A 25,972-nucleotide genomic window follows, 5' to 3' on the forward strand; every position below is an offset into this window, starting at 1 on the left:
TCGGGCAGGTCGAGGGGACGGCGCGACACGGAGGTCGATGTGACGGAACCGGGACGGCGCAACCGACGACTGCTGGGTCTGCCGCTGCTCGCCACCGCGCTGCTGGCCGGCGCGTGTGCCGACGGCGGGGGCGACGCGGGGCAGGGCCCGACCTCCACGCCCGCCCCGACACCGACGACCTCCAGCACGCCCTCGCCCTCGTCATCCGGCCGCGGGCCCGTGACGATTCCCCGGTCCGCGTTCGTCGACCTTCCCGACGACCTGCGCAAGAGCGCCTCGCAGCCGATGGAGGTGACCGACGCCCTGCCCCGGTTGTGCGCCGAGGAGTTCGCCAGCGGCGGGCGTTCGGTCACCGCGAGCGCCGCCATGACCGCCATCTACAAGCAGCCGACGGACCGGCCCGAGAACGTCCCCTACGGCACGCTCCACCAGACCGTCTTCGCGTTCGAGGACACCGGCGCCACGGACTATCTCCACCGCGTCCGTGCGGCGGTGACGTCGTGTCGCAGCTTCCCGCAGTCGGAGGTCACCGTCACCGTCCGGTCGGAGCCGATGGCGGGCGTGGGCGACGACGCCCTGCTGGTGACGCTGACCCGGCCGGCGACCGGCCTGGACGGCACCCGCACCGGCGGCACCGCCACCAGCCAGATCACGGTGGTCAAGGTGGCGGACGCGGTGTCCGTCGTGCACGACCAGGGCTGGGAGGGCACCAGCAACAACCCCGACCTCACCGACGACTTCGCCCGCGCCACCGTCCGGAGCCTCGACTCCTGGCAGCGGTGAGACCGACCGGGCCCCAGCGGCGCCGGCGCCGGCCACCCGGCGTACGAGCAGATACGCGACGCCACCGGCGACCCCGACCGGAGGAGGGCCCACCGCGAGGATCGGGGGACAGACGGGTGGATTCGCACCGGACAGAATGGGCGTCGCGGCCCGTGCCGCCGAGTGGATGGAGGTCCGCCATGACCGTACGTCCGGACGTCGTCGTCCTCGGCTCCGGCGTGATCGGCCTCAGCACCGGCATCCGGCTGGCGGAGGGCGGCGCCCGGGTCCTCGTGCGCACCGCCGCGCCGCCCGCGCGGACGACCTCGGCCCTGGCCTCGGCGATGGTCGGGCCGAACCTGTCGCCGCCCGACGACCCGCAGCACGCGTGGACCGACGAGACGCTGCGGGTGCTGTGCGCCGAGTCGATGCCGGGCGTGGCGGTGCGGGACGGCACGCTCGCCGCCCGACCCGCCGGGGCCACGCCCCCGTTCGCCGAGCGGACGCCGGGTTTCCGGCCGCTCGCCGACGACGAGCGGCCGGCCGGGTTCGGCACCGCGTTCGCCGTCCGGCTGCCCCTGGTCGACATGCCGGTCTACCTGGCATACCTCCTGGGCCGCCTCCGGGAGGCGGGCGGTGCGGTCCGCGAGGAGCCGGTCGGCTCGCTCGACGAGGCGGCGGTCCTGGCCCCGGTGGTGGTCAACTGCACCGGGCTGGCGGCGCGGGCCCTGACCGGCGATCCCGACCTGCACCCGGTGCGGGGCCCCCGGATCGTGGTGCGCAACCCTGGACTCGACCGGTTCTTCATGGAGGCGCCGATGGCGCCGACCTGGGCGTCGATCTTCCCGCACGGCGACCACGTGGTGCTCGGCGGCGCGCAGCGGCGCAGCGACGACACCACCCCCGACCCGGCCGAGGCGGCCGACATCCTCGCGCGGTGCGCCGCGATCGAGCCCGCCCTGGCCGGCGCCGAGGTGCTGGAGCACACGGTCGGGCTGCGCCCCGGCCGCGCGGCGCCCCGGGTGGAGGCCGAGCGGCGCGGCGGTGCGCTCGTCGTGCACAACTACGGTCACGCGGGCAACGGCGTGATGCTGTCCTGGGGCTGTGCCCGCGACGCCGCGGCGCTGGCCCTGGGCGCGCCGCCGGCCTAGCGGGGCGGCGGCGTCAGGAGACCGCCGCCCGCACCAGCTCCGCGAGCTTCTTCTCCACCTCCGGGCTCCACCTGGTCAGGGCGTACGCCACCGGCCAGAGGTCACCCTCGTCGAGGTTGGCCGCGTCCTGGAAACCCACCGTCGAGTAGCGGTAGTTGAACTTCCCCGAGTCCTGGAAGAAGACGACGATCTTGCCGGCCGCGTTGGCGTACGCGGGCATGCCGTACCAGGTCTTCGGCGACAGCTCCGGGGCGGCGGCGGTGATCGTCACGTGCACGCGCTCGGCCAGCTCGCGGTCGTCCGGCGCCATCTGCGCGATCCGGTCGAGCAGCGCCTGCAACTCGTCCGCCTTCTTGGCGCCCTTCTTCCCCTCGGCGCGCAGCTCGGCGGCGCGCTCCTTCATCGCGGCGCGCTCCTCGGCGCTGAAGCCCTCGGACATCTCGATTCCCCCTCGTCAACCGCGGTCCGCGTGGTGCCGACCGCCCGAGGGAAACGGTATGGCGTGGCGCCGGCCGGCCGCTTCTCGATTCCTGATCAGCTGCCCGCCCGCTGTGTCCAGCGGGCCCGCCACGCCGGCGCGGGATCCGAACCCGGACAGGTCCAGTATTCCCGGCCGTCGATCACCCGGCCGTCCCGCACCGTCCAGAACGACGCCACGCGGTGCAGCCCCACGGCATCGTGCGGGACCTCGACCTCGGAGACCACCGAGCCCCCGTCGGCCACGATCCGGAGCACCCGGATCGACCAGCCCTCCGGATATTCCGCGTTGATCCGGACGTAGTTGTCCCGCCCCACGATCCGCTCGGCGCTGACCGGCCACTCCACCACCAGATCGTCGGCCAGCAACTCGCCGAGCCCGACCCAGTCACGGGCCTGCATCCGGTCCCACAACTCCTGAACGACCTCCGTCGGCTCCATGCCGGCATCGTGGCAGGCCCCACCGACAGACCCGGGTGCCGTCACCCGGCGGCGCGGGCCCGGGCGTGCGGCCACGGCGGCATCTCGCCCACGTCGTCGCCGTCCTCCGCGCGTACCCACCAGCCGGTGTCCTCGACGTAGTGGTCGAGCCACTGCGCCAGGCTCGGCGAGTCCACCCACCAGGCCAGGTCCGGATCGCCGGGATTCGGCTCGAAGAGCAGCACCGTGCCCTCCTCGGTGCGGCAGTCGACGCACGCGTACATGCCGCAGCCCCAGTCGAGGATCGGCAGGACCCCCTCGGGCCAGGCCCAGTCGCTGCCCCCGTCGGCCGCGCGGGCCTCCAGATAGGAGTCGACCGCCTGCTCGTCGGTCGGGCCGTCGACCAGGCTCAGCAGTTGGTAGTCGGGCCCGAACCCGCCGTTGGCGAACTCCCGGTAGATCAGGGCCAGCAGGGGGTGCAGCGGAAAGCCCAGCCTGCGCTCGGCCTCGGCGATCCGGGCGGCGGAGAGCGGCGGGGGCAGCGGCGACTCGGGCTCGTCCGCGCGGACCCGACGGGTGAGGCGGTCAAGCAGAAGCGAGTGATCGGTCACGGCCGTTGATCATGCCGGAACGGTCCGACAGTCCGCGACGAGCGGCGGACCGGGACGCCTGAGGTCGTGCGGCCAGCAGGTGTCCAATCCGGACCGACCGTGCACCGCCGTCCACTGCCGGTCAGCCCGCCCGCTGCTCCGACCGGAACTCGTGGATCACCTCGATGGGTCCGACGATGTGCCGGTTGAACTCGTCGAGGTCCTCGGCCGGCACCCAGAGCTCCAGGATGTCCCGCCCACCGACCTGCCGGACCGGGTAGCGGGCGGCGAAGGCGCGCTGTACGTGGAAGCGGGTGACGTAGCCGACGCCGGAGGCGGGCACGTTCCAGTCCCGGGCGATCATGACGGCATACTGCTCGTTGAGCACCGGGTAGAAGATCGGTTGGTCCGGCAGCCGCGGCGGCCAGGCGCGCCAACCGGAGGCGCGGACGAGGTCGAGCTCCTGCGGTCCCGTCGGGCGCCACAGCGTCGTCGTCTCCGTCACCTCGTGCCCCTTCCATGGTCGGTCGTGGCACCGTACCGGTGGCCCCTCGCCCGACGCGACGGCTTTGGGCGGCGCCCGGCGCCGACGTCCCCCGTCGCGGCCGATGAGTTTGGCATGCTGCGGCGGTCAACCCGTCGACATCCCCGACGCAAAGGAGCACTGCGATGGCCAAGGTCATCTCCACGCTGTTCATCTCGGCCGACGGCGTCGCCGAGATCGACCCCGACTGGCACTTCCCCTACTTCGACGACAACATGGGCCGCGCCGTGACGGAGGACTACGACACCTCCGACGTGCTGCTCATCGGGCGCGAGACCTACGACAGCTTCGCCGGCGCGTGGCCCGACCGGGAGGCCGCCGGCGGCGAGGACGCGCCGTTCGCCAAGCAGCTCGGCGACATGCGCAAGGTGGTCGTGTCCCGGCAGCCGCTGGAGTTCTCCTGGCGCAACTCGGAGCTGGTCGACGGCGACCTCGTCAACGCCGTGACCGCGCTGAAGGCCGACGCCGGCGTCAAGGGCATCCTGATCCCCGGATCGATCTCGGTGGTGCAGCAGCTGCTCGCCGCCGGTCTGGTCGACGAACTGCGGCTGCTGATCCACCCGGTCGCGGCGCGCAAGGGCCGTCGGCTGTTCGACGACGGCGACGGCGCCTACCACCTGCGGGTGACCGCGACCGAGGTGTTCCCGACCGGCGTGATCCGGGTGATCTACGCGCCGGCCGAGGCGCCCGGCGCGGTCGGCTACGACGACATCAAGGACCAGGTGCCCGCCGGCAGCTGACGGGTCGAGGGGGCAGCGGCCGACCGTCCCCTGTGACAAGATCCGCCGGGTGCGTCGTGGACCCCTGCTCCTGAGCGCCGCCGTGGTGTGCGTGGCGCTGCACGTCGTCGGCGTGCTGGTGGCCCGGCCGGTCTGGCGCGGCGCCGAGGTGCTCGCCCTGGTGCTGCTCCTCGCGTACGCGCTCGTCGGCGGACCCCCGGCCGGTCGGTGGGCGACGCGGACGGCGCTCGTGACGCCGGCGGCGCTGGCCCTGCTGGCCGCGGACGCGCTGCGGACCATGCCGCCGGAACCGGGCTCGGCCGACATCGGCTGGCAGGTGCTCCGGCCGGACGAGGTCCGGGTGGAGCTGACGGCCGGCCTCGACGCCGGGCTCACCGCCTGCTGGGCGACGCTCGGCGCGCTGGCCGTGCTGCTGCTCCGGTGGCGCGGCCCGGTCCCGCCCCGCTGGGTGGTCGCGGCCGGCGCGGCGGCGGCACCGGTCGTCGGGTACGCGGTCGTCCGGGTCGTCGACATCTGGCGCGACCTGGCCGCCGGCGACCCGGCCCACGCCCGCGACGCCGACGGCGCCGACCCGGTGTCCGCCGTGATCCTCGCGGTGGTGCCGTCGGTGGCCCTGGCCACCCTCGCGCTGACCCTGGCCGCCCTGCTGGCCGGGCACGGCCGGCTCCTGGCGGCGGCCGGCGCGGCCCTGCTGGCGGTGATCGCGCTGCCGTTGACCGACAGCAGCATCGGCGCCGTGCCGCTGTCCGGCTTCCCGGGCGAGGGAACCGAACTGTTCGCCTGGCACGCCATCACGCCCACGTCGGCCATGCCGCAACCGGTGCCGGCGCTGACCGTGGCGGTGGAACTCACCGCGTACCTGCTGCTCGTCGTCGGCCTCCGCGGTGCGGACCGCGACGAGCCGGCGGCGCCCTCCCTGGTGGTCGGACAGGCGGATTAGCACTGGCGGTCACGCGGGCGCGCGGTTACGCTCCACCGCGATGACTCTCTCGTGCAGATTGGGGGCCCGGTTCGCGCAAGGTGAGTGCTGATGCGCTCCCCGGCCGCGAACGCGGAATCCCGTCTCTCCCTCTGGCTGCGGGTGCGTGGGTACGCCGTCCCGCCGTCGATGATCCAGACCGCGACCGAGCGTCGGCGGGTCGGTGACTGGGCCGGCGCCTGTGCGGCGGCACGCGTCGACGTCGACCTGAGCCTGCGCGCGGTGACCGACCGGCACGGTCGGGAGGTGGCCGCCCGGCTCCGTTCCGACCTTCGACATCTGGCGCCCGACCTGCTGCGCTGGCACCTGCCGAGGGTCGCCCCGGACGGGCTGTTGCGTCCCGGGCTGACCGTCTCGCTGGCGCGGTACGGTCCCGCCGGCGGGGCCGGCGCCGTACACCTGGTGGCGCGGACACCGCCGTCCTGGGCGGACGCCGGGCAGCGGATCAGCCTGGCGGTGTGGAGCGGGCCGGGCGACGACGTCCGCGCCCACCCGCACCCCCGCCCCGACCGCCGCTACCGGCTGGACCTGCACCGCCACCTGTGGGACGCGCGCCGCGCCCCCGAGTTGCGGACCCGGTCCGGCGCCGACCGGCCGGCCGACGAGGCGCCGGCGTTCGGCCCGACGGTGCCGCCGCGGGGGTACGCGGTGCACCGGTGGCCGGACGAGGCGGCGAGGCTGCTGCGGACGGAGGACCCGGCGGGTCGGGCGGTGTCGGTGCGGCTCGGACCGCGTCGTCGGCTGCTCCTGGCCGCCGACGGGGCCGGCGGATGGACCGCCCGACCGGTCCGGCCGGGCCGGGTCGCCGAGGTGCCGGCGCTGCCCGACGCGGCGACCTGGACGTCGCCCGACCTGGACCTGCTACGCCACGGGCTGATCGAGGCGGAGCGGCTGCACCCGCTGGTCGCGTCGGCGTTGGCCCCGGAGAGCCGGCCCGTCCCCGCGGTCGCCGGTCCGCCCGCGGACCCGCCCGGCCTGGTGACCTGCCGAGGTGCCCGGCACCGGATAGCCCTGGTCGACGGGGTCCTCACGCCGCTCGACCACGACCCGGCGGAGATCCGCCGGGAGGAACTGCTCGCCGCGCTGACCGGCACGCCGCTGCCCTGCCTGCGGGCCGTCGACGAGGCGCACCGCCGTCCCGGGTCCCTCCCGGAGATCCGGGCGCGCCTGGACCACGGCGACCTGGCCGGCGCGGTGGCGACCGTCGAGGCGCTGCTCGGGCCGGACGCGCTGCTGCGCCCCGGCGACCTGAGGACCGAACTGGAGACCGCCGCGCTGCGGCGGATCACGCACGGGCTGTTCCGGGCCGGACTGGCCGGGCACTGCCCGCCCCCGTCCGCGCGGGACCGGCGGCGGACCGCCCCGGCGCGACGCTCCCGTGCCCGCCACGCCCACGCCCGCTGACCCCCCGGCCGCGACCCGGCCCCGCACAACCTCGGTGATCACCATGCCTGCTCGCTCCACCATGCCCGCCTGCCCGCCGTCGACGCAGCTCGACGTCGCCGCCGACCTGCTCACCCTGCTCGGTGACACCGCCACCGAGCCGCGTCCCGATCCGCAACTGGAGGCGCTGACCCTCGCCGTGGCGGCCGACCTGCCGGTGCTGCTCTGGGGCGCCCCCGGCATCGGCAAGACGGCCGCGCTGACCCAGCTCGCCGCCGCGCTGGATCTGCCCCTGACGACCGTCATCGCCAGCGTGCACGAGCCGTCCGACTTCGCCGGACTGCCGGTGGTCGGCGACGACCCGGCGACCCAGGGCGTGCCGATGGCGCCACCGGACTGGGCGGTCCGCCTGGTCCGCGCCGGCCGGGGGCTGCTGTTCCTGGACGAGCTGTCCACCGCCCCGCCGGCGGTGCAGGCGGCCCTGCTCCGCCTCGTCCTCGAACGGTGCGTCGGCAGCCTGCGCCTGCCACCGGAGGTCCGGATCGTGGCCGCCGCCAACCCCCGCAGCGCGGCCGCGGACGGCTGGGAACTGAGCCCGCCGCTGGCCAACCGCTTCGTGCACCTGCAGTGGAGCCACGACCACGAGGTCGTCGTCCGGGGTCTCGGCGGGACGTGGCCCCGCGCCACGATGCCCCGGCTCGACCCGGCGCGGCTGACCGACGCCGTCGGGTACGCCCGGCGGGCGGTGTGCGGTCTGTTGTCGGCGCGCCCCACGCTGGTGCACCGGCTGCCCACCAGCGAGGCCGGGCGCGGCGGCGCGTGGCCGTCGCCGCGCAGTTGGGAGATGGCGCTGCGGCTGATCGCCTTCGCGGAGGCGGCGGGCACCTCCCGGGACGTGCTGTCCACCCTGGTCCGGGGTGCCGTCGGCGACGGTCCGGGGCTGGAACTGCTGGCCAGTCTGGACCGGATGGACCTGCCCGACCCCGAGGATCTGCTGGCCGACCCGGCGGCCGCCGTCCTGCCCGAGCGGGGAGACCTGCGCCAGGCGGTGCTGGACGCGGTGGTGGAGGCGGTCCGCCGACGCCCGGACCGGTCCCGCTGGGACGCGGCCTGGACGGTGCTCGGCCGGGCGGTGGAGACCGGCGCGCCGGACCTGGTGGTCGTCCCGGCGGCCACGCTGGCCAAGCTGCGCCGCGAGGAATGGGACGTGCCGGCGGTGATCGACCGGGTCATGCCCGTGGCGTCGCTGGCCCGGCGGGCCGACGAGACGGCCGAGCGGGTCGCGGCGACCACCGGAGCCCGCCGATGACCGCCGCGGCGACGGTCCTCGACCGGGACAAGCTGCTCACCGCGCGCCTCTACGCCGCGCGGGCCCGCCCCTACCTCGCGACGGCGCTGTTCGCGCTGCACGTGGTCGAGTCCCGACGCGTCCCCACCATGGCCGTGGACCGGCACTGGCGGTGCTACGTCTCACCGCTGTTCGTGGACCGGACGCCGGTCGAGGACCTCGCCGGCGTGTGGGTGCACGAGGTGTCCCACCTGCTGCGGGACCACCACGGTCGAGGCGACCGGGTGGTTCGGGAGCAGGGGCTGACCGGGCCGGGGGAGCGGCTGCGGATCAACATCGCCGCGGACTGCGAGATCAACGACGACGCGTACGGCGACGGGCTGGTCAAGCCCGAGGGCGCCGTCGAACCCCGCAGCCTGCGGCTGCCCGACGGCGAGCTGATGGAGGAGTACCTGCGGCAGTTCCGGCTCGGCCCGCTCACCCAGCACCTGGCCTGGTTGGACTGCGGCAGCGGCGCCGACGGTCTCGACCGGGAGTGGGACCTCGGGCCGGACGGCGCGCACGGGCTGACCGAGCAGGAACGGGACGCCGTGCGGTTCCGCGTCGCCGAGGGCATCACCGGCCGCCCCGGGACCGCGCCCCGGGGCTGGCGACGGTGGGCGGAGGAGGTGTTCCATCCGCCGCAGCCCTGGCGGGAGCTTCTGGGCGCCGCCGTCCGGTCGGCGGTCTCCGCCTCCGGCGCGGGCGACGACTACACCTACGGCCGCCCGTCGCGGCGGTCCACCGGCGTCCCCGGAGTCGTCCTGCCGGCGCTGCGCCGACGACCGCCACGCGTCTGCGTCGTCGTCGACACCTCCGGTTCGGTCAGCGACAGCGAGCTGGGCAGCGCGCTGCTGGAGGTCACCGCGATCGCCCGCGCCGTCGGTGGCCGTCGTGACCTGGTGAGCGTGCTGCCCTGTGACGCCGCCGCCGACCGGGTGCTGGCGCTGTGCCGGGCCGAGGACCTCCCGCTGGTCGGTGGCGGGGGCACGGACCTGCGTGCCGGTTTCGCCCGCGCGCTGCGGGACAGCCGCCGCCCCGACGTCGTCGTCGTGCTGACCGACGGGCAGACGCCGTGGCCCGCCGCGCGGCCGGCCTGCCGGACGGTCGTGGGGCTCTTTCCCCGGCGCACGCGGTGGAGCGAACACGGCGACCGGGTGCCGACGTCACCGCCGGACTGGGCGCGGGTGGTCACCATCGGTTCGGGGCCGAGGTGACGGCGCCGGTCAGGCGGTGGACTCCAGCTCGTCGAAGGCCATGTTCCACCAGGACTCCGGGTCGGCGAACGCCGCCGGGTCGACCGTCCGCAGGTCCTCCCGGATCGCTGCCGCCCGGGCGGCCCGCTCCCGCCCGCCCGGGTCGGTCGCGATGAGCTGCCCCAACCGGTAGAGGAACTCCACGAACGCGGCGAAGGTGCGGTTCACCGTCTCCAGGTTGGGCGTGTCCAGGTCGAGCAGGAGCACCTCGCCGGTGCCCGCGTCCAGGCAGAACAGCAGCGCGGGATCCTCCGGGGAGCAGCCCAGCACGACGTACGGGCGGGGGCCCTGGTCGCCCAGCTCGATCGCCAGGGTGGAGAACAGCTCGACGTCGGGGACCGTGACGTCCACGGTGAACAGGATCGGCACCTCGACCGGGAGGGCGCCGTCGGGCGGGAAGACCTCCGGGCCGAGCGGCCCGAGGACGGCGTCGAAGCGCTGGTCGGGGAAGTAGACGACGCCCCGCTCACCCCAGAGCGCGGTGAGCTGCTCGCGGGTGACGGTCACGGCTGTGCCTCGTCGTCCTCGTCCGCCTCGTCGAGCAGGCCCTGCCGGTGCAGGAACGCATACCACTGGTCGTCGTCGGTGACCAGCTCGGCGTAGCCGGGGCCGAGGACGTAGTAGTGCACGAACGAGTCGAGGTCGGGGGCCAGCTCCGCGAAGGCGTCGCCCATGAACCACTCGGTGCCGGTCGGGGGGAAGTACCAGACCGCGCCGGTGGCGCGTTCCAGGAAGATCGGCTCGTCGCTGCGGGTGCCGACGACCAGCCAGCCGGCCTTGTCCTGGGGGATGGGGGAGAAGTCGGGCGCGTAGTCGAGGAAGTATTGCACCGCGGCCAGCCGGCCGGTCGACGCCAGCTCGATCGCGCCGGCCCGCAGGCCGTCGGCGACGAGCAGGAACTCGCGCAGGCCGGTCGGCAGCTCCGCCGGCACGTCACCCTCGTCGGCCGGGTCGCCGATCCGCGCGTACGCGAGGCTGGCCGGCTCCTCCTCGGCCAGGTCGGCGCGGAGTTCGTCGAGCAGCTGCGCAAGATCGGGAGTCAATCCACTACCTCTATTCGGATCGGGGTCCCGTCCGGCAGATTCTGGATCTGCCCCCAGATCTGGGAGCCGATGTCTGTGTTGGTTCTACCATGCAGCAGCTTGAGGTTGTCGACGGTGTCCGGCCCGCCGAGCTGCAGTTCCCACACGTGGTCGGGGTGGTAGTCGCTGAGTCGTTGGCTGAGCCGGTTGGCGAGGTCCTTGTCGTGCGGCCAGTACTTGTCCCAGATCTTCTGCCGGATCCGCTCCTTGTAGCCGTCGGTGATGCTCTTGTCCCGCTGGACCGGGTTGGTGGCCTTGTAGAGCTTGCCCTCGTCGCTGAGCTTCTTGAGCGCCGCCATCTTGCGCCGGAACTGGGCGGTGGCGTGGAAGTCCCGGCGCTCGACCCGGACCACCCTGGTGGGCAGGCTCCGGTTGGGCCCGGTGACCCGGACGATCGGCTTCTCCAGCTTCTCGACCGCCTTGCGGACGATCCGGCCGGCGGCCGGCTTCGCGGCGGCGCCCCGGCCGCGTCTCGGGCTAGGCATCGAGCAGCCGGCCGATGACCTGGTCGATCAGCGCGCCGACGATCTCCCGGGTGATCACCTGGAAGATCGGGATCTCGGCCAGCGACGCCCCGAACGTGACCACGGCGGTGGCGATCGCCTGGGCCACCTCGAACGCGAGGATCGCCAGTTGCACGATCACCGCGATCTTCAACGCCAGCACGATCGCCGCGCAGATGATCAGCCCGGCGCCGAGCAGCACGGCCGCCGGCATGCTGTCGTGCAGCACCAGCGGCCCGTTCTGCTCGCCGCCCCACCACTTCTGGAACGCGGCCACCGCCGGCCCCACGTTCTGCGTCCACACCTGTGCCGCCGCCGCGTCCGCCTCACCGGCCGCCGCCCCGATCCGGCCGGCGAACTCGATCCACGCCTGGCCCATCTCGAAGAGCTTCACCTCGTCGGCCTCCGGCCAGGTGTAGCCGATCCAGCCGAGCGCGGTGATCAGCTCACCGGGCGGTTGCAGTCCCACCGGTCACCCCAACTCGCCGGCCAGCGACCGCATGGTGCCCGCGCCGTCGTCGTCGACCCGCTCGTACGCGTCGGCCATGCCGGTGATGTCGGCGCCGGCGGAGGTGAACTCGTCCGTCGCCATGCCCACGCAGTCGACGATGTAGTTGGCCACCTCGGTGTAGGCGATGCCGATGAGCGAGCCGATGTCGTCGGCGCCCCACGGCTCGCCGTAGCCCCGCATCCGCGCCTCGAACGCCTCCAGCTCGCCGGAGAAGCGGGTGGCGAGGTCGGCGACGCCCTTGCCGGCGGCCCGGATCAGCGGCGGGTGCACCTCGAACCCGTCGCCGCTCACCGCTGTGTCCCCCGCGCCAGCCGCTCCTGCGCCTCGGTGAGCGCGTCGAGGAACGACCCGAGCCGGGGTACGGCGGTGTCCCGCACCTCCCGCAACTGCTCGCGCAGCTGCGACATGTCCGCCACCTGCGGTGCCGGCGTCGTACGCAACCCGTCGATCGCCGCGTTGACCGCGGTGACGACGTGCGCGGTCAACTCCTCGGAGCCGAGCCGCATCAGCCGCGGCTCGACGTGCAGCGACCGGAGCCGGCCGTCCGGCCCCATCTCCGCGCGGACCTGGCCGTCGGCGGCCTCGCCGACGGCCGGTGTGTCCGCGTCGTCGCCGGGCGGCGGGCCGACCGTCCGAAGTGCCGCCATCGTCGCGTCGAGCATGCGGGTGAAGTCGCCGCTCATCGAAGGATCCGCAGTCATGAGCCCTCCCCAAGGCCGAGCGTCCTGAGCGTAACCGAGGCGGACATACCGATCGGTCCCGCGCTCAGTCGAGCAGGGCCAGGAGCGCGTGCAGCGCCGGGTTGGTGCTCTCCGCCGGCCAGGCCAAACCGACGTCCACAGTGGGCGTCGGGGCGGTGAACCGGCGCAGCCGCACGCCGGGCAGCCGCAACGCCCGGGCCCGACCGGCCGGCACGGCCGCGACCACGTCGCCCTGCGCCACCGCGCGCAGCAACTGCTCGTCGTCCGGCTCCTGCCGGACCAGCCGGAAGCCGCCGCGCGGCCACACCTGTGCGATGGTCCGGTCGAACATGCCCGGCCCGTTCTCCCGGGGCCACATCACCGCCGGCAGGTCGACCACCTCGGCGCGGCCGATCCGGCGGCGGCCGGCGGCCAGGGGATGACCGGCCGGCAGCGCCAGCACCAGTTCCTCGGTGTCGACCGTGCGGCAGGCCAGTGCCGGTTCGTCCACCGGGGGACGGACGAACGCCGCGTCCAGCCGGCCGGCGAGCAGCCCGGCGACGTTCGGCGCGGTCCAGGCCGTCTCGGCGACCACCTCGACGTCCGGGTGGGCGGCCCGGAAGCGGGCGACCAGCGCGTCCACGCGCCCACCGCGCGCCGAGCGGGTGTACGCCAGCCGCAGCCGCCCGCCCCGGCCGCGTACCAGGTCACGGATGCGGGCGGCGGCGGCGTCCACGTCGGCGAGCATCCGGCCGGCCTCGTCGGCGACCCGGGCGCCCACCTCGGTCAGCGTGCAGCCCCGGCTGGTGCGGTGCACCAGCGGCACGCCGAGCTGCCGCTCCAGGGCCCGGATCTGCTGGCTGAGCGCGGGCTGGGCGATGCCGAGCCGGGCCGCCGCGCGGGTGAAGTGCCGTTCGTCGGCGAGCACCACGAAGGAGCGCAGCCGGCGCAGGTCCGACCAGGCGCCCGGGGTCTCCGCCACGCCGCCATCATAAGCGCCGCTTATCGCCGGCTCCCCGATTCGTCTTGGACCGGACGCCGTCCGGGCGGTCACCATCGACGGAACACCGACGGTACGGGCGACGGGAGCGGACGATGACGGCAGCGGACGTGGTGGTGGTCGGCGGCGGGGTCGTCGGGATGACGACGGCGCTCACCCTTCAGCGGCGGGGCGCCCGGGTCACCGTGCTGACCGCGCACGACCCGGCGGACATCGTGTCCGCGGTGGCCGCCGCGGTCTGGTACCCGAGCCACACCGACGAGGACCCCCGGGTGTTGCGCTGGGCCCGGGACACCCACGCCGAGTTGCGCCGCCAGGCGGTCGACGGCGTGCCGGGGGTGGTCGACCGGCCCACCCGGATGTGGCTGCGCCACCCGTACGACGGGCCGCCGTGGTGGGCGGACGCCTGCGGTGACCTGGTGGCCGAGCCGGCCCGGCCCCCGTACACCACGCTGTTGCGTTTCACCGCCCCGACGGTGGAGATGAACCGATACCTGACCTGGCTGTACCGGCAGGTGGAGAACGGTGGCGGGCGGGTGGTCCGCCGCCCGGTGGACACGCTCGCGGAGGCGTACGAGATCGCGCCGGTGGTGGTCAACGCGACCGGCCTGGCCGCCGGCCGGCTCGCCGACGACCCGGCGGTCCATCCGGTCCGCGGGCACGTCCTGCTGGTGGCGAACCCCGGCCTGACCGTCTCGGTCCGCGACGAGGACGACCCGGCCGGCATCACCTACGTGCATCCGCGCCGCCACGACGTGGTGCTCGGCGGCACGTACGAACCCGGGGTGGCGCACACCCGGCCCGACCCGGAGGCGGCGGTGGCGATCCGGCGTCGCTGCGTCGCACTGGTGCCCCGGCTGGCCGACGCGCCGGTGCTGGGGGAGCGGATCGGGCTGCGGCCGGCGCGGCACGGCGGGCCTCGGGTCGAGGTGGACCCGGCGGACGGGCGGCTGGTGCACGCGTACGGGCACGGCGGGGCGGGGGTGACGCTCTCCTGGGGGTGCGCGGCCGAGGTGGCGGACCTGGCCCTGTCGGCCGGAGCGGAAACGGGACCGGGGAGCGCCGACCGTCCGGCTCCCCGGCGCCAACCGGCTTGACGACGTCGGTTGATCAGGTCAGCTGCTCGGCCAGCCCGACGATGATGCCGCTCGGCCCGCGCAGGTAGCAGAGCAGGAAGACGTCCTCGAAACGCGTCACCTCGCCGACGAGTTCGGCGCCGTGCGGGCGGAGACGGGCGAGCGTTTCCTCGATGTCGTCGACGGCGAACATGACGCGGTGCAGGCCCAGCGTGTTGGCCGGGGCGACACTCGGCTCCGGGATGATCGCCGTCGGGGAGTGGTATCGCACCAGTTCGAGCTTGCCGGGCGCGTCCGGGATCCGCATCATCGCGATCTCGCTCCGCATGTCGTCGAGCCCGACGACCCGTCCCGCCCACCTCCCGTCGATCGGCATCCGGCCTTCCAGTTCCATGCCGAGCGCGGTGAAGAAGGCGATCGCGGCGTCGAGGTCGTCCACGACGATGCCGACGTTGTCCATGCGTTGAATCGTCATGCCTGCGAGGGTAGGACGAAGGGTGACCCGGATTCGGGATGTGCACGCGTCGGCCGGCCGTCGGACGGCGGTCACCGCTCCAGGACGGTGGGCCAGTTCGTGGCCGTGACCGTTCGGCCGGTCGAGGACTGCCTGGCCAGATCAGGGGCACCGTGGGTTGACGGAGCGGACGTTATCCTCGGCCGGTGCTCGCCCGCCGTGCCGCCCTGGCCGCCATCGCCGCCCTGACGACCGTCCACATCGCATACACGGTCGTCGCGCTCTCGAACTACAGCTACCGGATCGGCCTGGTCACCCACGACGGCGCCGGCTTCGTGGCGGAGTTGCTCGACCACCTGGTGCCGTTGCGTGAGCTGCTGCCCGCCATGGTCGGCCTGCTGCTGCTCACGCTGCTCGTCACGTTCGCCGCCGTCGGCATGTGGGCCGTCCGTCGGCCGGCCCGGACCGCCGGGGAGCGGCCGCCCGCGGCCGGGTGGACGGCCCTCGCCGCGGTGCTGCTCAACCCGCTCGCGCTCGGGTGGTACGGGTTCGCCTCGTCGAACGGTGCCGACCACATGCGTACCGTCCAGCCGGCGACGGTCCTGCTGATGGTCGCCGCCTGCGCGGCCACCGTCGTCGCCCTGGGGAACCTCGCCCGCGCCGTCCGCCGGTGACGCCGGTGCGGTGGGCGCTCACCGCTCGAGAACGGTGAGCCATTCCGCGGCGCGTGGACGGTAGCCGTGCAGCTCGAAGAGCCCGCGCACGATCGCCGGCACGTGCCCGGCGCCGTAGACGACCGCCACGTCGATGCGTTCCTCCGACCGGCTACGGATCAGCTCGGACAGGGCGGCGAGGAGCCGCTCGTCGCGTGCGCCGCCGAACGCGCGCTCGGCGTGCTCGGTGAACTCGTGGTCGGCGTACCGCTCGTCGGTGGGCGACGGCAGGTCACTCATCTCGATCTCGGGCGAGAGCAGCCGCCTGGTGCCGCCGAAGAACTGGATCACGGTCACCACCGGGATCATCAGCCACATCTGGAGGCGGTAGCGCAGCGGCATCGCCCGCCAGCCCTGGGCGAACTCCGCCGCGGTCACGTCCGGGTTGAGCACCTCGACGCCGAGAGACGAATACGGAATGGGATCGGTCACCAGGCCGGAGCGCCGGTTGGCCGGCATGGCCCGGTAGGTGAGCGTCAACGCCGAGCCGAGAGCCGACCGGCCGCCGATGCCCTCGACGACGAGCAGGTCGCACCCGCGGAGCCGCTGCGTCACCGCCGCGTAGAACCCCGGACTCGCCACGTGGAGCATCGGGAACACCAGGAACTGCAACTGGCTGCCGGGACGGCGCAGACGAAGCACGGCGGACCGGGTGCCGACGACGCTGTGTTCGATGATCTGCATGCCTGCCCCCGTGGCGTCGGCTGCTGTTGTCGGCAGGGTAGGGCTGGCGGGCAACCCGTCGCGTGTGCGGCCGGGCGGCGGCGCGGCGTGGACCGGTCAGGAATCGAGAAGCCTCGGGCGGGTGGGCGGGCCTAGCGTTTCCGGCACGGGCGTCCCGCCGGGGAGGCCACCGGCGAGAGGCCACCACCCATGGACACGCGCATCCGTCAGCTGCACCGCTGGTTCTCCGTCGCCTTCACCGTGACCGTCGTGATCACCTTCGTCGCGCTGGCCCGGAAGGACCCGATCGTGTGGGTCTCCTACGTGCCGCTGCTCCCGCTCGCCCTGCTTCTGGTCAGCGGCCTCTACCTGTTCGCGCTGCCGTACCTGCGGCGCCGCCGTTCCGCCGCGCGTCCGCGCTGACCTGGGGGGTTACCGGGGCCGGTCGGCGGGCATCACAGGCTGATGGACCAGAAGGTGATGGTGTTCGCCCCGGCCCCGCTGTTGACCGTGACCATCGAGCAGCAGGCCGGCGCGACCGAGCTGCATCTGCACCCGGGTGGGCAGGGGGTGTGGCAGACCCGGATGATCGCGGCGCTCGGGGTGCCGGTGACGATGTGCGTCGGTCTCGGCGGCGAGGTCGGCGACGCGGTCCGCAAACTGCTCGACGACGAGGACGTGACGGTCCGCGTGGTCCGGCGGGAGTCGGGCACCGGCTGGTACGTGCACGACCGGCGCGACGGCGAGCGGACCGAGATCGCCGAGCACCCGGGCGCGCCGATGGTGCGCCACGACATCGACGAGCTGTACACCGTGACGCTGACCGAGGGACTGCGCGCACCGGTCAGCGTGCTCAGCGGCCCCGCCGACCCGCAGGTGGTGGACCCGGACATCTACCGCCGGCTGGCCGCCGACCTGACCGCCAACGGTGGGACCGTGGTGGCGGACCTGTCCGGCCCGTACCTGGAGGCGGTGCTCGACGGCGGCGTGACCGTGCTCAAGGTCAGCCACGAGGAACTTCTCGACGACGGGCTGGCCACCGACGACAGTGTCGAGGCGCTGCGCGACGCCGGCCGCCGGTGCCAGGAGCGGGGCGCGACGTTCGTCCTGATCAGTCGCGCCGGGGAACCGGCGTTGGCGCTGCTCGACGACGGCGAGGCGCTGCTGGTGCACGCGCCGCCGCTGGAGCTGGCCGACCACCGGGGCGCCGGCGACTCGATGACCGCGGGCGTGGCCGCGGTGCTGGCCCGGGGCGGTGACATGCGGGCGGCGCTGCCCGTCGCCGCCGCCGCCGGTGCGCTCAACGTGACCCGCCACGGACTGGGCACCGGCCGGGCCGAGGCGGTGCGGGAACTCGCCGGCCGGGTCCGGCTGACCCCGCTGGAGGGCGGCGACGATGACCGGTGACCGGCCGGCCCGGGTGCTGGTGACCAACGACGACGGCGTGCACGCCCCCGGCATCCGGGAACTGGCCCGGGCCGCCCACGAGCGCGGGCTCGACGTGGTGGTCGCCGCGCCGCAGGCCGAGGCGAGCGGGATGAGCGCGGCGCTGTCCGCGGTCACCGACGACGGGCGGCTGGTCTTCACCGGCACGGAGCTGGACGGGCTGCCCGACGTGCCGGCGTACGCGGTGGCCGCGTCGCCGGCGTACATCGCGGTGCTGGCCGGGCTCGGTGTGTTCGGGCCGGCCCCGGACGTGCTGCTGTCCGGCATCAACCGGGGCGCCAACGCGGGCCACGCGATCCTGCACTCGGGCACCGTCGGCGCGGCGCTGACCGCCGGCAACAGCGGCATCCGGGCGTTGGCCGTCTCGCTGGACGTGCTCACCCCGGCGGCGGCGAGCGCCGGCAGCGGCGGCGCGGCGATCGCGGTGCTCGACACCGTGGACGACGAGTCCCGGCACTGGTCCACCGCCGCCGAGCTGGCCGCCACGCTGCTGCCCTGGCTGCTCGACGCCGACCCCGGCACGGTGCTCAACCTGAACGTGCCCGACCTCCCGGCCGACCAGGTGGCCGGGCTGCGGCAAGCGACCCTGGCCCCGTTCGGCCAGGTGCAGGTGTCCGTCGCCGAGCGTGGCGAGGGCTTCGTGCGGACGGCGGTGGAGGAGAACGCGGTGCGGGCCGTCCCCGGCACCGACCTGGCGTGGCTGGCCGACGGCTACGCCGCGGTGACCGCCGTGCGGGCGCTGGGCCACCTGCCCGAGGTGGAACTGCCGATCGACAGGTGAAAGGCCCCGCCACCGTCGACCGGTGGCGGGGCCCAGGGGTCGGTCACTCGTCGGCGGCCCGCTCGCGGTCGGCCTCGGCGTCGGCGGCCCCGACCGGGGTGCCGTCGCTGTCCCGGGTGGCCGCGGACAGGTCCACGTCGGCGCCGGCCCGGGCGGCGTCGGCCGCCGCGTCGTCCGCGCCGACGACCTCGCCACCGCCGGTCTCGCCGTCGTCGGGCACCAGCCGCCCGGCGGCGGCCAGCCCGATCGGTGCGTACCTGGGGTCGGTCATCTCGTCCTCCTCACCGGTGCTCCTGACTCTGCGGTACCCCGGGACGGGAGGTGGCACACCGCCCGGCCGGGAGCCCGGCCGGGCGGCGGGCCTGGTCAGTGGCAGCTGCCGGTGCCGCTGTCGCGGTACGTCTGACCGGCCACCGGCACGAACTGCCAGTCGTACGTGCCGGCGTGCAGGGTGAACTTCAGGACCCCGTACGCGCTGCTGTTGCGGGCCTCGCTGTTGGGCTGGATGGTGCCGAAGCCGTAGTGGCCGGCCCCGCCCATCCCGGCGACGAAGCTGCGCAGACCTCGGGAGGCGTCGTAGCCGCCGTTGGCGTTCATCGGCGCGAACCGCTCGTACACGTGGTTGTGACCCCACACCACGACGTCCGCGTCGTAGTCGTAGAGCGCCTGGTAGAGCGGACGGGTGCCGGTCGACGGCGCGTGGTTGGAGCTGGACGTGTAGAGCGGGTGGTGCCAGTAGGCGAGCGTGCACGGCTTGGTGCTGGCGGCCAGGTCCGACCGCAGCCACTGCTCCTGCGCCGAGCCGGCGGACATGCTGATGTTGGAGTTGAGCGACACCACGTGCCAGTTGCCCAGGTCGTACGAGTAGTAGCCGCGCCCGCTCGGCCCGGCCTGGCTGCCGAAGTAGCCGTAGTAGCCGCTGGCGCCGGAGGTGTTGTAGTCGTGGTTGCCCGGCGACGGGCGGGTACGTGCCTTGTGCCGGCCCCAGGTGGGGTTGTAGTAGGTGCTGAACTCCGACGCGGTGCCGCTGTTGTAGACGTTGTCACCGGTGGTGAACACGGTGCCGGGGATGCCGTCGAGCAGTGCCGCGGTGGCGCTGTCGCCGGATCCGGAGTTGCTGATGTCGCCGGCGCCGACCAGCACCGGGTCACCCGACGGTGGGGTGCTGCCGGTGGTGATCACCAGCTGCGGGGCGTTGCCGCCGCTCTCCCGCGAGCTGTAGTAGGCGCCGTCGCTGCTGGTGGAGGTGGCGCCGAAGCTGAACGTGCCGTTGCCGGTGACCGCCGCGGTGACGTCCACCTCGTACCAGCTGCCGGCGCCGACCGACCCGATCGAGCCCATGGTCGCGCCGTCGACGGCCGGCTGGTTGTTCCAGGTGGTGCCGGTCTCCGACCAGGAGGTGGACGACATCGCCCGCACCGTGCCGCCGACGTTGCTGCCGTCGTTGCCGCTGATCGTGCGCAGCCGCAGCGTGGCGTTGGTGATCGTGCCGCTGACGCCGCTGACCGTGAACCGCAGGAACATCCGGCGGACCGGGGAGTTGTCCACCACGATCTGCGTGGCGGTGCCGTAGTTGGTGCCGGCCGCGTCGCTCTGCACGTACGTGTCGGCGACCGGGGTGAACGTGACGCTCGCGGCCGACGCGGCGCCCGGGCCGGTGAGCACGGCGGCGGTGCCGGCGGCGACCAGCAGCACGGCCGCGCCCAGCGTGACCGGCGGGCGGGGGAGTCGAATGCCCATCCAGGGCCCCTTCCATGGGGGTGATGACAGCCCACGGAATGTAGGAAGGTCGATGGACCGGCGGTTGACGGCCGGGTGAACGACACACCCTGGCAGGGAAACTCCTCGATGTTTGCGGATCGTTCGTCCGCCGCACGCCTGGCCGGCACCGACCGTCCGTTGTGGTGTCCGGCCCCCGCCCGCACGATGGCTGCTCGTTCCGTCGTCGAGCCGGAGGGGACCGCCCGTGTACCTGTCGACCGTGTCCCGGCCGGCGACCGACCCGCCCGCCGGGGACCGGCCGCGCCGCCGCCTCGCCGGAGTGGGCGGCACCGTCCTCGCCCTCGGCACGGTCAGCCTGATCACCGACGTGTCCGCCGAGATGGTCACCGCGGTGCTGCCGCTGTACCTGGTGCTGGGGCTCAACCTCAGCCCGCTGGCGTTCGGCGTGCTCGACGGCGTGTACACCGGCGCCACCGCCGTGCTGCGGGTGGTCGGCGGCTTCGTGGCCGACCGCTTCCGGCGCCGCAAGCTCGTCGCCGGCGCCGGGTACGCGCTCTCCGCCGTGGCCAAGCTCGGGTTGCTGCTCGCCGGCCGGTCGGTGCCGGCGATCGGCGCGGTGATCGCGGTGGACCGGCTCGGCAAGGGCATCCGCACCGCGCCCCGCGACGCGTTGATCACGCTGGCCACCCCGCCCGACGCGCTGGGCCGGGCGTTCGGCGTGCACCGGGCGATGGACGGCGTCGGCGCGTTCCTCGGCCCGCTGGTCGCGTTCGCGGTCCTGGTCGCCGTCGGGCCGAACTACGACGCGGTCTTCGTGACCAGCTTCTGCGTCGCCGCCCTGGCCGTCGTCGTGCTCGTGCTCTTCGTGCGGGAACGGCCGGCGCCGGTCGGGCCCGCCGGCGGTACGGACGAGCGGCGGGTCACCGTACGCGAGGCGGCCGGCCTGCTGCGCGACCGTCCGGTCCGTCGCCTGGTCCTGGCCGCCGCGCTGCTCGGCCTCGCCACCATCGGCGACGGCTTCGTCTACCTGCTGCTGCAACGGCGTGCGGACGTCGGCCTGCGCTGGTTCCCGCTGCTCGCGGTCGGCACCAGCCTGGCCTACCTGCTCCTCGCCGGCCCGCTCGGCGCGCTGGCCGACCGGATCGGCCGGCTGCCGGTGGTGGTCGGCGGCTACGTCGCGCTCGGCGGGACCTACCTGCTGCTCGCCGGCCCGGTGCACGGCTGGCCGCTGCTCGTGCTCACGCTCGCGCTCTACGGCCTGTTCTACGCCGCCACCGACGGCGTGCTGATCGCGCTCGCCGGCCCGGTGCTGCCGGCCCGGGTCCGCACCACCGGCATCGCGCTCGTGCAGACCGGTCAGGCGCTGGCGTATCTGGTCTCCTCGGTCCTGTTCGGCCTCGCCTGGCAGGTCTGGGGCCCGCGCGCGGCCAGCGGCGTCGCGGCCCTGGCCGTCGTCGTCGCGCTGCTGGTCAGCGTGTTCCTGCTCGCCCCGCTGCCCGGGAGGTCGCCCCGATGACGTCGATGCGCGCGAAGCTCGCCACGCTGGCCGCCTCGGTGGTCGTCCTGGGGGCGTCGGCCGCCGGCTACGCCGTCGTGTCGGCGCGTCCCGCCCCGGCGCCCGCGTCGGCCGCCGACCGCGCGGTCACGCTGCGCCCCGGACCCCGGCTGCTCGCCGTCACCGACCGCCACGTCTCCACCGCCGCGCTGGCCGACCCCGCCGGCCCGCGCGCCGTCTCCGACACGGAGTGCCTGCGGGTGTACGCGGCCGCCGGCACCGGCGTCTGCCTGGCCCCGAGCAGTCCGTGGTCGTACCAGGTGGTGGTGCTCGACGCGGCGCTGCGCCCGACCCGACGGTTGGACGTGCCGGGGCTGCCCAACCGGGCCCGGGTGTCGGCCTCGGGCCGGATGGTCTCCTGGACCACGTTCGTCGGCGGGGACTCCTACACCAGCAGCGGCTTCTCCACCCGCACCGGCTTCCTCGACACCCGCACCGGCGCGACGGTCACCACGCTGGAGGACTTCACGATCCGGCGCGACGGCCGGCCCTACCGCAGCGCCGACGTCAACTTCTGGGGCGTCACGTTCGCGGGCGACGACAACGCGTTCTACGCCACCATGTCCACCGCCGGGAAGCGTTGGCTGGTCCGGGGCGACGCCGCCGCCCGGACCGTGACGACGGTACGGGAGAACGTCGAGTGCCCGTCCCTGTCGCCGGACGGCACCCGGATCGCGTTCAAGGAGGCGGTCGACGCCGACCCGGCGAAGGGCTGGCGGCTGTCCGTGCTCGACCTGCGCACCATGCGGGTGACCGCCACCGCCGAGCGGGCGAGCGTGGACGACCAGGCCGCCTGGCTGGACGGCGCGACGCTGGCCTACACGCTGCGCCAGGACGACGGCAGCCCGGACGTCTGGTCGGTGCCGGCCGACGGCTCCGGCACGCCCCGGCTGCTGCTGCCCGGCGCGGAGTCGCCGTCCCCGCTCACCTGACGGCCGACCGCCAGCAGCAGCCCGGCGGCGGCCAGGACCACCCCCGCGCCGGCCGCGTACTCGGGCAGCTCCACCGGGACGCCCAGGTAGACGGTGATGCCGAGGATCCGGGACAACCCCCACGGCAGCAGCGCCATCTGGTCGTTCCACACGGTCAGCGCCCGTTCCGCGCCGACCGACGCGACCAGCCCGGCGAGCACCGCCAGCGGCACCCCGGCGGCGGTGAGCGTCCGCCCCACGGCGCGGCGGCGGGCCAGCCCGTAGCGGTCGCGCAGCACCACGGCGGTCGCCACGAACAGCCAGCAGAACGCCGCCACCGCCACGGTCAGGTAGACCGCCCGGCGGGCCGGCGCGGTCCAGAACACGAACCAGTAGCGGCCCGGCCCGCGCCCGGCCAGCACCGCCAGCAGCAGGGCGCTGCGCAGCACCGCCACCCCGCCCAGCACCGCCCACAGGTGGAAGGGGTCCCGCCGGCCCACCGCCAGCCGGGCGACCAGCGCGAACAGCGCCCACCCGCCGAGCGTGACCAGCAGGTGCGCGGGCGCGGCGAACCAGGTGAACGCCAGCCGGCTCCCCACCAGCACCACTGCCGGCACAAGCCAGACCAGTACCCGGTCCAGCCGGGACGCCGGCGCCGGGAACGCGGCCAGCCGCCACGGCCGCAGCGCGCCGAGCAGCAGGGCCCGGGCCGCCGCGCCGCCCGGCCCGCGCCCCCGCAGACCCCACCCCACCACGACCGCGACCAGGACCAGCAGCGCCCGCGCCACCCAGGCCATCGCCGGGTCGCGGTCCGCCCGCTGCGCGCCGAGGTCGGCCGCGGTGAAGCGGTACGCGGGCAGGTCGAGGTCCCCGCCGTAGCGCTGCCGGTGGTGGTCGCGCGCCTCCCGGTACGCGTCGGCGGCCGACCGCCAGCGCGCGTACGCGGCGTCGGCGCCGGTGTCCAGCCACTGCGCGTGCCGCAGCACCATGGCCCGGTACGCGCCGAGCGTGACGAACAGGTCCACCTGGTAGTCGAGCGTGTCGACGAACCGCTGCCGCAGGCCGGCGTCCCGCCACGTGGCCGGGTCGGTGGCGGCCACCAGCTCGCGCATCCGCCGGGCCGTGGCGACGGCCTCGTCGCCCTCGGCGACCGCCGCGTCGACCCGGTCGCGGGCGACCGCGTAGATGCTGTCCAGGGCGGCGGAGTCACCGGTCGGGATGTCCCACTCGAAGATCCACATCATCGGCGGCGGTTCCAGCCCCAGGGCCCGCACCGACGTGTCCGCGTACGGGCCGACGTAGAGGCCCGTGGTCACCGCCGCCCGGGACAACGCCATCGCCTGCCCGATCGCGGCCACGGTGACCGGGTCGGCGGAGAACGTCCGGTACGCCCACTCCGCGGTCACCTGGGCCGGGTCGGTGTCCGGGTCCCAGGCCAGCCGCGCCACCGCGTCCGTGTTCAGGTCGTAGAGCTGCCAGAAGCCGGTGCGCAGGTAGAGCGACATCGGCCCGGCGCGCAGCGGACCGCCGTCCTGGGTCCAGTTCCACACGCCCTCGACGCGCGGGTTCGCGGCGAGGAACGCGCGCAGCGCGTCGCGGTGCAGCGGGCCGAGGTCGTTGGGCAGCGCGCCGAACCCCTCGAACTCGCGCCGGGCCTGGAACTCCACGATCCGCCGGTGCGTGCCGCCGAGCAGCGTGGTGTTCAACGGCAGGTGGCTGTAGAAGTCCCCGAGCGTGTACTTGGTGGACACGATCAGGTGCGGGTCGTCGAACCGGCCCAGCACCTCGGCGTACGCGTCGGGGTTGGTGTGCAGGTCGCCGACCGCGCCGACGCCGACCGTCCAGGTTCGGAAGATGATCTCCTTGCCGGCCGGTCCCGCCGTGTCGAGCAGCGCCCGCAGCATGGCGCGGACGCCGGCGGGCGTGGTGACCGCGAGCTTCGACGTGTAGTCCCAGCCGCTGCCGGCGTACACCTCGCCGCCCTCGCCGATGCGGACCATCAGGCCGGCGACGAACGGCATGCTGCCGAACAGTTCGGTCAGCCCGGCCCGGTAGGCGTCCCAGAGGCGGGTGTCGGTGGTGTCCAGCCCGCCCACCGTCCTGCTCAGGTACGCCTCCAACGGCGGCGAGACCGCGAGCATGTCGGTGAGCAGGAAGACCCGCAGCCCCATCTCGTCGGCGTACCGGAAGACCGGGCCGAACGCCGCGACCATGGCCCGCGCCCGGTCGACGTGCGGGTCCCCGGCCGGATAGACGGCGTGCCCGTCGCCGACGCCGGCGAACGTGACGTACTCTAGGAAGCCCGGCACCACGACGCCGTTGTAGCCCTGCGCGACGGCGTGGTCGACGAACTGCCGGAACTGCGCGTCGATCCGGGCCACCGCGGCGGCGTCCACCCAGGGGGCCCGGGGCAGCAGTGCCGGAGCGACCACGTCGGTGTTCAGGCTGTAGTCGTCACCGGCCGCGAACGCCGCCGGATCCGGTTCGCGGCCGACCGACCCGGCGTCGGTCAACCGCAGCCCCAGGCGGGGCGCGACCGGGCGGCCCGTCTCCGCCGCCGGCAGCACGTCAGCGCCGGAGCGGATCCGGTCGGCCAGCCGGTAGAGCCCGGCCGTGACACCCGCGAGGTCGCCGGTGACCGTCAACTCCGCGCGCCGCACACCGATCCGGTACGACTCCGGCGCGTCGCCGGCACGCAGCTCCGCCCGGAGTGTGGTCACCGCCGACGTGTTCCCCGCGCCTGGGCCGGTGGTCGGCGCGGGCGGCGTGCTCGCCGGATCCGGGCGGGTACTCGGTCCGGTGGTCGGCGCGGGTGGCACGACCCTCTCCGGTGCGGTCCAGGTGACGGTGGGGCGGGGACGGCCCCGTGCGGACAGCGCGTCCGCCACCGCTGCGGCGGCCTTGTGCGCGCGGACGTGATCGGGCACCACGATCGAGGACAGCGGCGGCACCGGCGCGGCCGGTCGAAGCGGCGCTGCCACGACCGTCTCCCGTGGCACGTCGGCGGGGGTGTGGCTCAGCCCCAACGCGTCGTCGACACCCCAGGCCACGCCCGCGCCGAGCAGCACCGCCACAGCGGCGGCCACCAACGCGTACGGACTCCGAACCCGAGCCACGCTCGCATACTAGTGCCGACCGCCCCCGGTCCTCGCGCCCGAACCCGTCGATCTTGGACTTGCGGTGTCTCGGATGCCCTCTTCGCGGTCTTCGCGCGGTGCCACAACTCCATGATCGACGGAGCGGTCG

30 protein-coding genes are annotated in these 25,972 nt (G+C 74.7%); 14 read left to right on the top strand and 16 right to left on the bottom strand.

Annotation, left to right across the window (positions count from 1 at the left end):
* Positions 1-39 precede the first annotated feature (39 nt).
* Positions 40-783 carry a hypothetical protein gene (locus tag ACN27B_RS19415; protein WP_422741179.1) on the top strand — a complete coding sequence of 248 codons (744 nt, stop codon included), beginning with the start codon at positions 40-42 and terminating at the stop codon, positions 781-783.
* A 179-nt stretch (positions 784-962) separates the two neighbouring features.
* Positions 963-1,913, top strand: a complete 951-nt coding sequence (locus ACN27B_RS19420; protein WP_422741180.1) for an FAD-dependent oxidoreductase — start codon at positions 963-965, stop codon at positions 1,911-1,913.
* Between the two features lie 13 nt (positions 1,914-1,926).
* Here the strand turns inward: ACN27B_RS19420 and ACN27B_RS19425 are convergent, their stop codons facing one another.
* The 4 genes from ACN27B_RS19425 to ACN27B_RS19440 form a co-directional block, all read right to left on the bottom strand.
* Positions 1,927-2,352, bottom strand: a complete 426-nt coding sequence (locus ACN27B_RS19425) for an iron chaperone (protein WP_091578872.1) — start codon at positions 2,350-2,352, stop codon at positions 1,927-1,929.
* Between the two features lie 95 nt (positions 2,353-2,447).
* Complete coding sequence (locus ACN27B_RS19430) at positions 2,448-2,831, bottom strand: nuclear transport factor 2 family protein (protein ID WP_099161800.1); 384 nt, start codon at positions 2,829-2,831, stop codon at positions 2,448-2,450.
* A gap of 41 nt (positions 2,832-2,872) precedes the next feature.
* Complete coding sequence (locus ACN27B_RS19435; protein WP_172967819.1) at positions 2,873-3,421, bottom strand: SMI1/KNR4 family protein; 549 nt, start codon at positions 3,419-3,421, stop codon at positions 2,873-2,875.
* Between the two features lie 121 nt (positions 3,422-3,542).
* Complete coding sequence (locus ACN27B_RS19440; RefSeq protein ID WP_099161799.1) at positions 3,543-3,905, bottom strand: ADP-ribosylation/crystallin J1; 363 nt, start codon at positions 3,903-3,905, stop codon at positions 3,543-3,545.
* 164 nt (positions 3,906-4,069) lie between these two features.
* Here ACN27B_RS19440 and ACN27B_RS19445 point away from each other — a divergent pair, with 164 nt between their 5' ends.
* The 5 genes from ACN27B_RS19445 to ACN27B_RS19465 all read left to right on the top strand — a co-directional run bounded on the left by ACN27B_RS19445 (position 4,070) and on the right by ACN27B_RS19465 (position 9,590).
* Positions 4,070-4,684 carry a dihydrofolate reductase family protein gene (locus ACN27B_RS19445; RefSeq protein ID WP_422741181.1) on the top strand — a complete coding sequence of 205 codons (615 nt, stop codon included), beginning with the start codon at positions 4,070-4,072 and terminating at the stop codon, positions 4,682-4,684.
* Positions 4,685-4,733: 49 nt separating this feature from the next.
* Entirely contained in the window at positions 4,734-5,624 is an 891-nt protein-coding gene (locus ACN27B_RS19450) for a hypothetical protein (protein WP_099161797.1), read from the top strand.
* A gap of 90 nt (positions 5,625-5,714) precedes the next feature.
* On the top strand, positions 5,715-7,067 hold the full coding sequence (locus ACN27B_RS19455) for a hypothetical protein (protein WP_422741183.1): 1,353 nt from the start codon (positions 5,715-5,717) through the stop codon (positions 7,065-7,067).
* A gap of 43 nt (positions 7,068-7,110) precedes the next feature.
* Positions 7,111-8,355 (top strand): AAA family ATPase, encoded by a 1,245-nt coding sequence (locus ACN27B_RS19460; protein WP_422741184.1) that lies wholly within the window; start codon positions 7,111-7,113, stop codon positions 8,353-8,355.
* On the top strand, positions 8,352-9,590 hold the full coding sequence (locus ACN27B_RS19465; RefSeq protein WP_422741185.1) for a DUF2201 family putative metallopeptidase: 1,239 nt from the start codon (positions 8,352-8,354) through the stop codon (positions 9,588-9,590). The genes ACN27B_RS19460 and ACN27B_RS19465 overlap by 4 nt, the downstream gene beginning before the upstream one ends.
* A gap of 9 nt (positions 9,591-9,599) precedes the next feature.
* On the opposite strand, the gene ACN27B_RS19470 is transcribed toward ACN27B_RS19465, so the two are convergent.
* From ACN27B_RS19470 to ACN27B_RS19500, 7 genes are all read right to left on the bottom strand, one after another.
* Positions 9,600-10,136 carry an SUKH-4 family immunity protein gene (locus ACN27B_RS19470; protein ID WP_091578852.1) on the bottom strand — a complete coding sequence of 179 codons (537 nt, stop codon included), beginning with the start codon at positions 10,134-10,136 and terminating at the stop codon, positions 9,600-9,602.
* Positions 10,133-10,672, bottom strand: a complete 540-nt coding sequence (locus tag ACN27B_RS19475) for an SUKH-4 family immunity protein (RefSeq protein ID WP_099161793.1) — start codon at positions 10,670-10,672, stop codon at positions 10,133-10,135. The genes ACN27B_RS19470 and ACN27B_RS19475 overlap by 4 nt, the downstream gene beginning before the upstream one ends.
* Positions 10,669-11,196, bottom strand: a complete 528-nt coding sequence (locus tag ACN27B_RS19480) for an endonuclease (RefSeq protein WP_099161792.1) — start codon at positions 11,194-11,196, stop codon at positions 10,669-10,671. Before ACN27B_RS19480 ends, ACN27B_RS19475 begins: the two co-directional genes overlap by 4 nt.
* Positions 11,189-11,683 carry a hypothetical protein gene (locus ACN27B_RS19485; RefSeq protein WP_422741186.1) on the bottom strand — a complete coding sequence of 165 codons (495 nt, stop codon included), beginning with the start codon at positions 11,681-11,683 and terminating at the stop codon, positions 11,189-11,191. The genes ACN27B_RS19480 and ACN27B_RS19485 overlap by 8 nt, the downstream gene beginning before the upstream one ends.
* 3 nt (positions 11,684-11,686) lie before the next feature.
* On the bottom strand, positions 11,687-12,016 hold the full coding sequence (locus ACN27B_RS19490) for a hypothetical protein (RefSeq protein WP_281591476.1): 330 nt from the start codon (positions 12,014-12,016) through the stop codon (positions 11,687-11,689).
* Positions 12,013-12,426 carry a YbaB/EbfC family nucleoid-associated protein gene (locus tag ACN27B_RS19495; RefSeq protein ID WP_091578840.1) on the bottom strand — a complete coding sequence of 138 codons (414 nt, stop codon included), beginning with the start codon at positions 12,424-12,426 and terminating at the stop codon, positions 12,013-12,015. The genes ACN27B_RS19490 and ACN27B_RS19495 overlap by 4 nt, the downstream gene beginning before the upstream one ends.
* A gap of 64 nt (positions 12,427-12,490) precedes the next feature.
* The gene (locus ACN27B_RS19500) at positions 12,491-13,387 is read right to left on the bottom strand and encodes a LysR family transcriptional regulator (protein WP_422741187.1); all 897 of its coding nucleotides are present in this window, start codon (positions 13,385-13,387) and stop codon (positions 12,491-12,493) included.
* A 113-nt stretch (positions 13,388-13,500) separates the two neighbouring features.
* Between ACN27B_RS19500 and ACN27B_RS19505 the strand changes: the two genes are divergently transcribed.
* The gene (locus ACN27B_RS19505; protein WP_422741188.1) at positions 13,501-14,502 is read left to right on the top strand and encodes an FAD-dependent oxidoreductase; all 1,002 of its coding nucleotides are present in this window, start codon (positions 13,501-13,503) and stop codon (positions 14,500-14,502) included.
* A gap of 13 nt (positions 14,503-14,515) precedes the next feature.
* Here ACN27B_RS19505 and ACN27B_RS19510 read toward each other — a convergent pair whose 3' ends face one another.
* A complete protein-coding gene (locus ACN27B_RS19510; protein ID WP_099161788.1) occupies positions 14,516-14,956 on the bottom strand; it encodes a VOC family protein in 441 nt (146 codons plus the stop codon).
* Between the two features lie 185 nt (positions 14,957-15,141).
* Here ACN27B_RS19510 and ACN27B_RS19515 point away from each other — a divergent pair, with 185 nt between their 5' ends.
* On the top strand, positions 15,142-15,609 hold the full coding sequence (locus ACN27B_RS19515; RefSeq protein WP_422741189.1) for a hypothetical protein: 468 nt from the start codon (positions 15,142-15,144) through the stop codon (positions 15,607-15,609).
* Positions 15,610-15,627: 18 nt separating this feature from the next.
* Here ACN27B_RS19515 and ACN27B_RS19520 read toward each other — a convergent pair whose 3' ends face one another.
* Positions 15,628-16,332 (bottom strand): hypothetical protein, encoded by a 705-nt coding sequence (locus ACN27B_RS19520; RefSeq protein WP_422741190.1) that lies wholly within the window; start codon positions 16,330-16,332, stop codon positions 15,628-15,630.
* 189 nt (positions 16,333-16,521) lie between these two features.
* Here ACN27B_RS19520 and ACN27B_RS19525 point away from each other — a divergent pair, with 189 nt between their 5' ends.
* The 3 genes from ACN27B_RS19525 to surE are packed head-to-tail and all read left to right on the top strand — an operon-like array spanning position 16,522 to position 18,538.
* Positions 16,522-16,734: a hypothetical protein gene (locus ACN27B_RS19525; protein WP_099161785.1), complete on the top strand. Its 213-nt coding sequence runs from the start codon at positions 16,522-16,524 to the stop codon at positions 16,732-16,734.
* Positions 16,735-16,776: 42 nt separating this feature from the next.
* Positions 16,777-17,718 (top strand): 1-phosphofructokinase family hexose kinase, encoded by a 942-nt coding sequence (locus tag ACN27B_RS19530; RefSeq protein ID WP_422741191.1) that lies wholly within the window; start codon positions 16,777-16,779, stop codon positions 17,716-17,718.
* Positions 17,708-18,538, top strand: a complete 831-nt coding sequence (gene surE / locus ACN27B_RS19535) for a 5'/3'-nucleotidase SurE (protein WP_098745580.1) — start codon at positions 17,708-17,710, stop codon at positions 18,536-18,538. Before ACN27B_RS19530 ends, surE begins: the two co-directional genes overlap by 11 nt.
* Before the next feature lie 43 nt (positions 18,539-18,581).
* On the opposite strand, the gene ACN27B_RS19540 is transcribed toward surE, so the two are convergent.
* Both ACN27B_RS19540 and ACN27B_RS19545 read right to left on the bottom strand, forming a co-directional pair.
* Positions 18,582-18,809, bottom strand: a complete 228-nt coding sequence (locus tag ACN27B_RS19540; RefSeq protein WP_091578815.1) for a hypothetical protein — start codon at positions 18,807-18,809, stop codon at positions 18,582-18,584.
* Positions 18,810-18,904: 95 nt separating this feature from the next.
* The gene (locus tag ACN27B_RS19545; protein ID WP_422741192.1) at positions 18,905-20,278 is read right to left on the bottom strand and encodes a DUF7594 domain-containing protein; all 1,374 of its coding nucleotides are present in this window, start codon (positions 20,276-20,278) and stop codon (positions 18,905-18,907) included.
* A gap of 226 nt (positions 20,279-20,504) precedes the next feature.
* On the opposite strand from ACN27B_RS19545, the gene ACN27B_RS19550 reads away from it, so the two are divergent.
* Both ACN27B_RS19550 and ACN27B_RS19555 read left to right on the top strand, forming a co-directional pair.
* Positions 20,505-21,776: an MFS transporter gene (locus ACN27B_RS19550; protein ID WP_422741193.1), complete on the top strand. Its 1,272-nt coding sequence runs from the start codon at positions 20,505-20,507 to the stop codon at positions 21,774-21,776.
* Positions 21,773-22,747 (top strand): TolB family protein, encoded by a 975-nt coding sequence (locus ACN27B_RS19555; RefSeq protein ID WP_422741194.1) that lies wholly within the window; start codon positions 21,773-21,775, stop codon positions 22,745-22,747. Before ACN27B_RS19550 ends, ACN27B_RS19555 begins: the two co-directional genes overlap by 4 nt.
* Here the strand turns inward: ACN27B_RS19555 and ACN27B_RS19560 are convergent.
* Positions 22,633-25,842, bottom strand: a complete 3,210-nt coding sequence (locus ACN27B_RS19560; RefSeq protein WP_422741195.1) for a hypothetical protein — start codon at positions 25,840-25,842, stop codon at positions 22,633-22,635. The two genes, ACN27B_RS19555 and ACN27B_RS19560, sit on opposite strands and share 115 nt — an antisense overlap.
* Positions 25,843-25,972: the final 130 nt, after the last annotated feature.

Source organism: Micromonospora sp. WMMD754, assembly GCF_049315235.1.
Classification (GTDB): Bacteria; Actinomycetota; Actinomycetes; order Mycobacteriales; family Micromonosporaceae; genus Micromonospora; species Micromonospora sediminicola.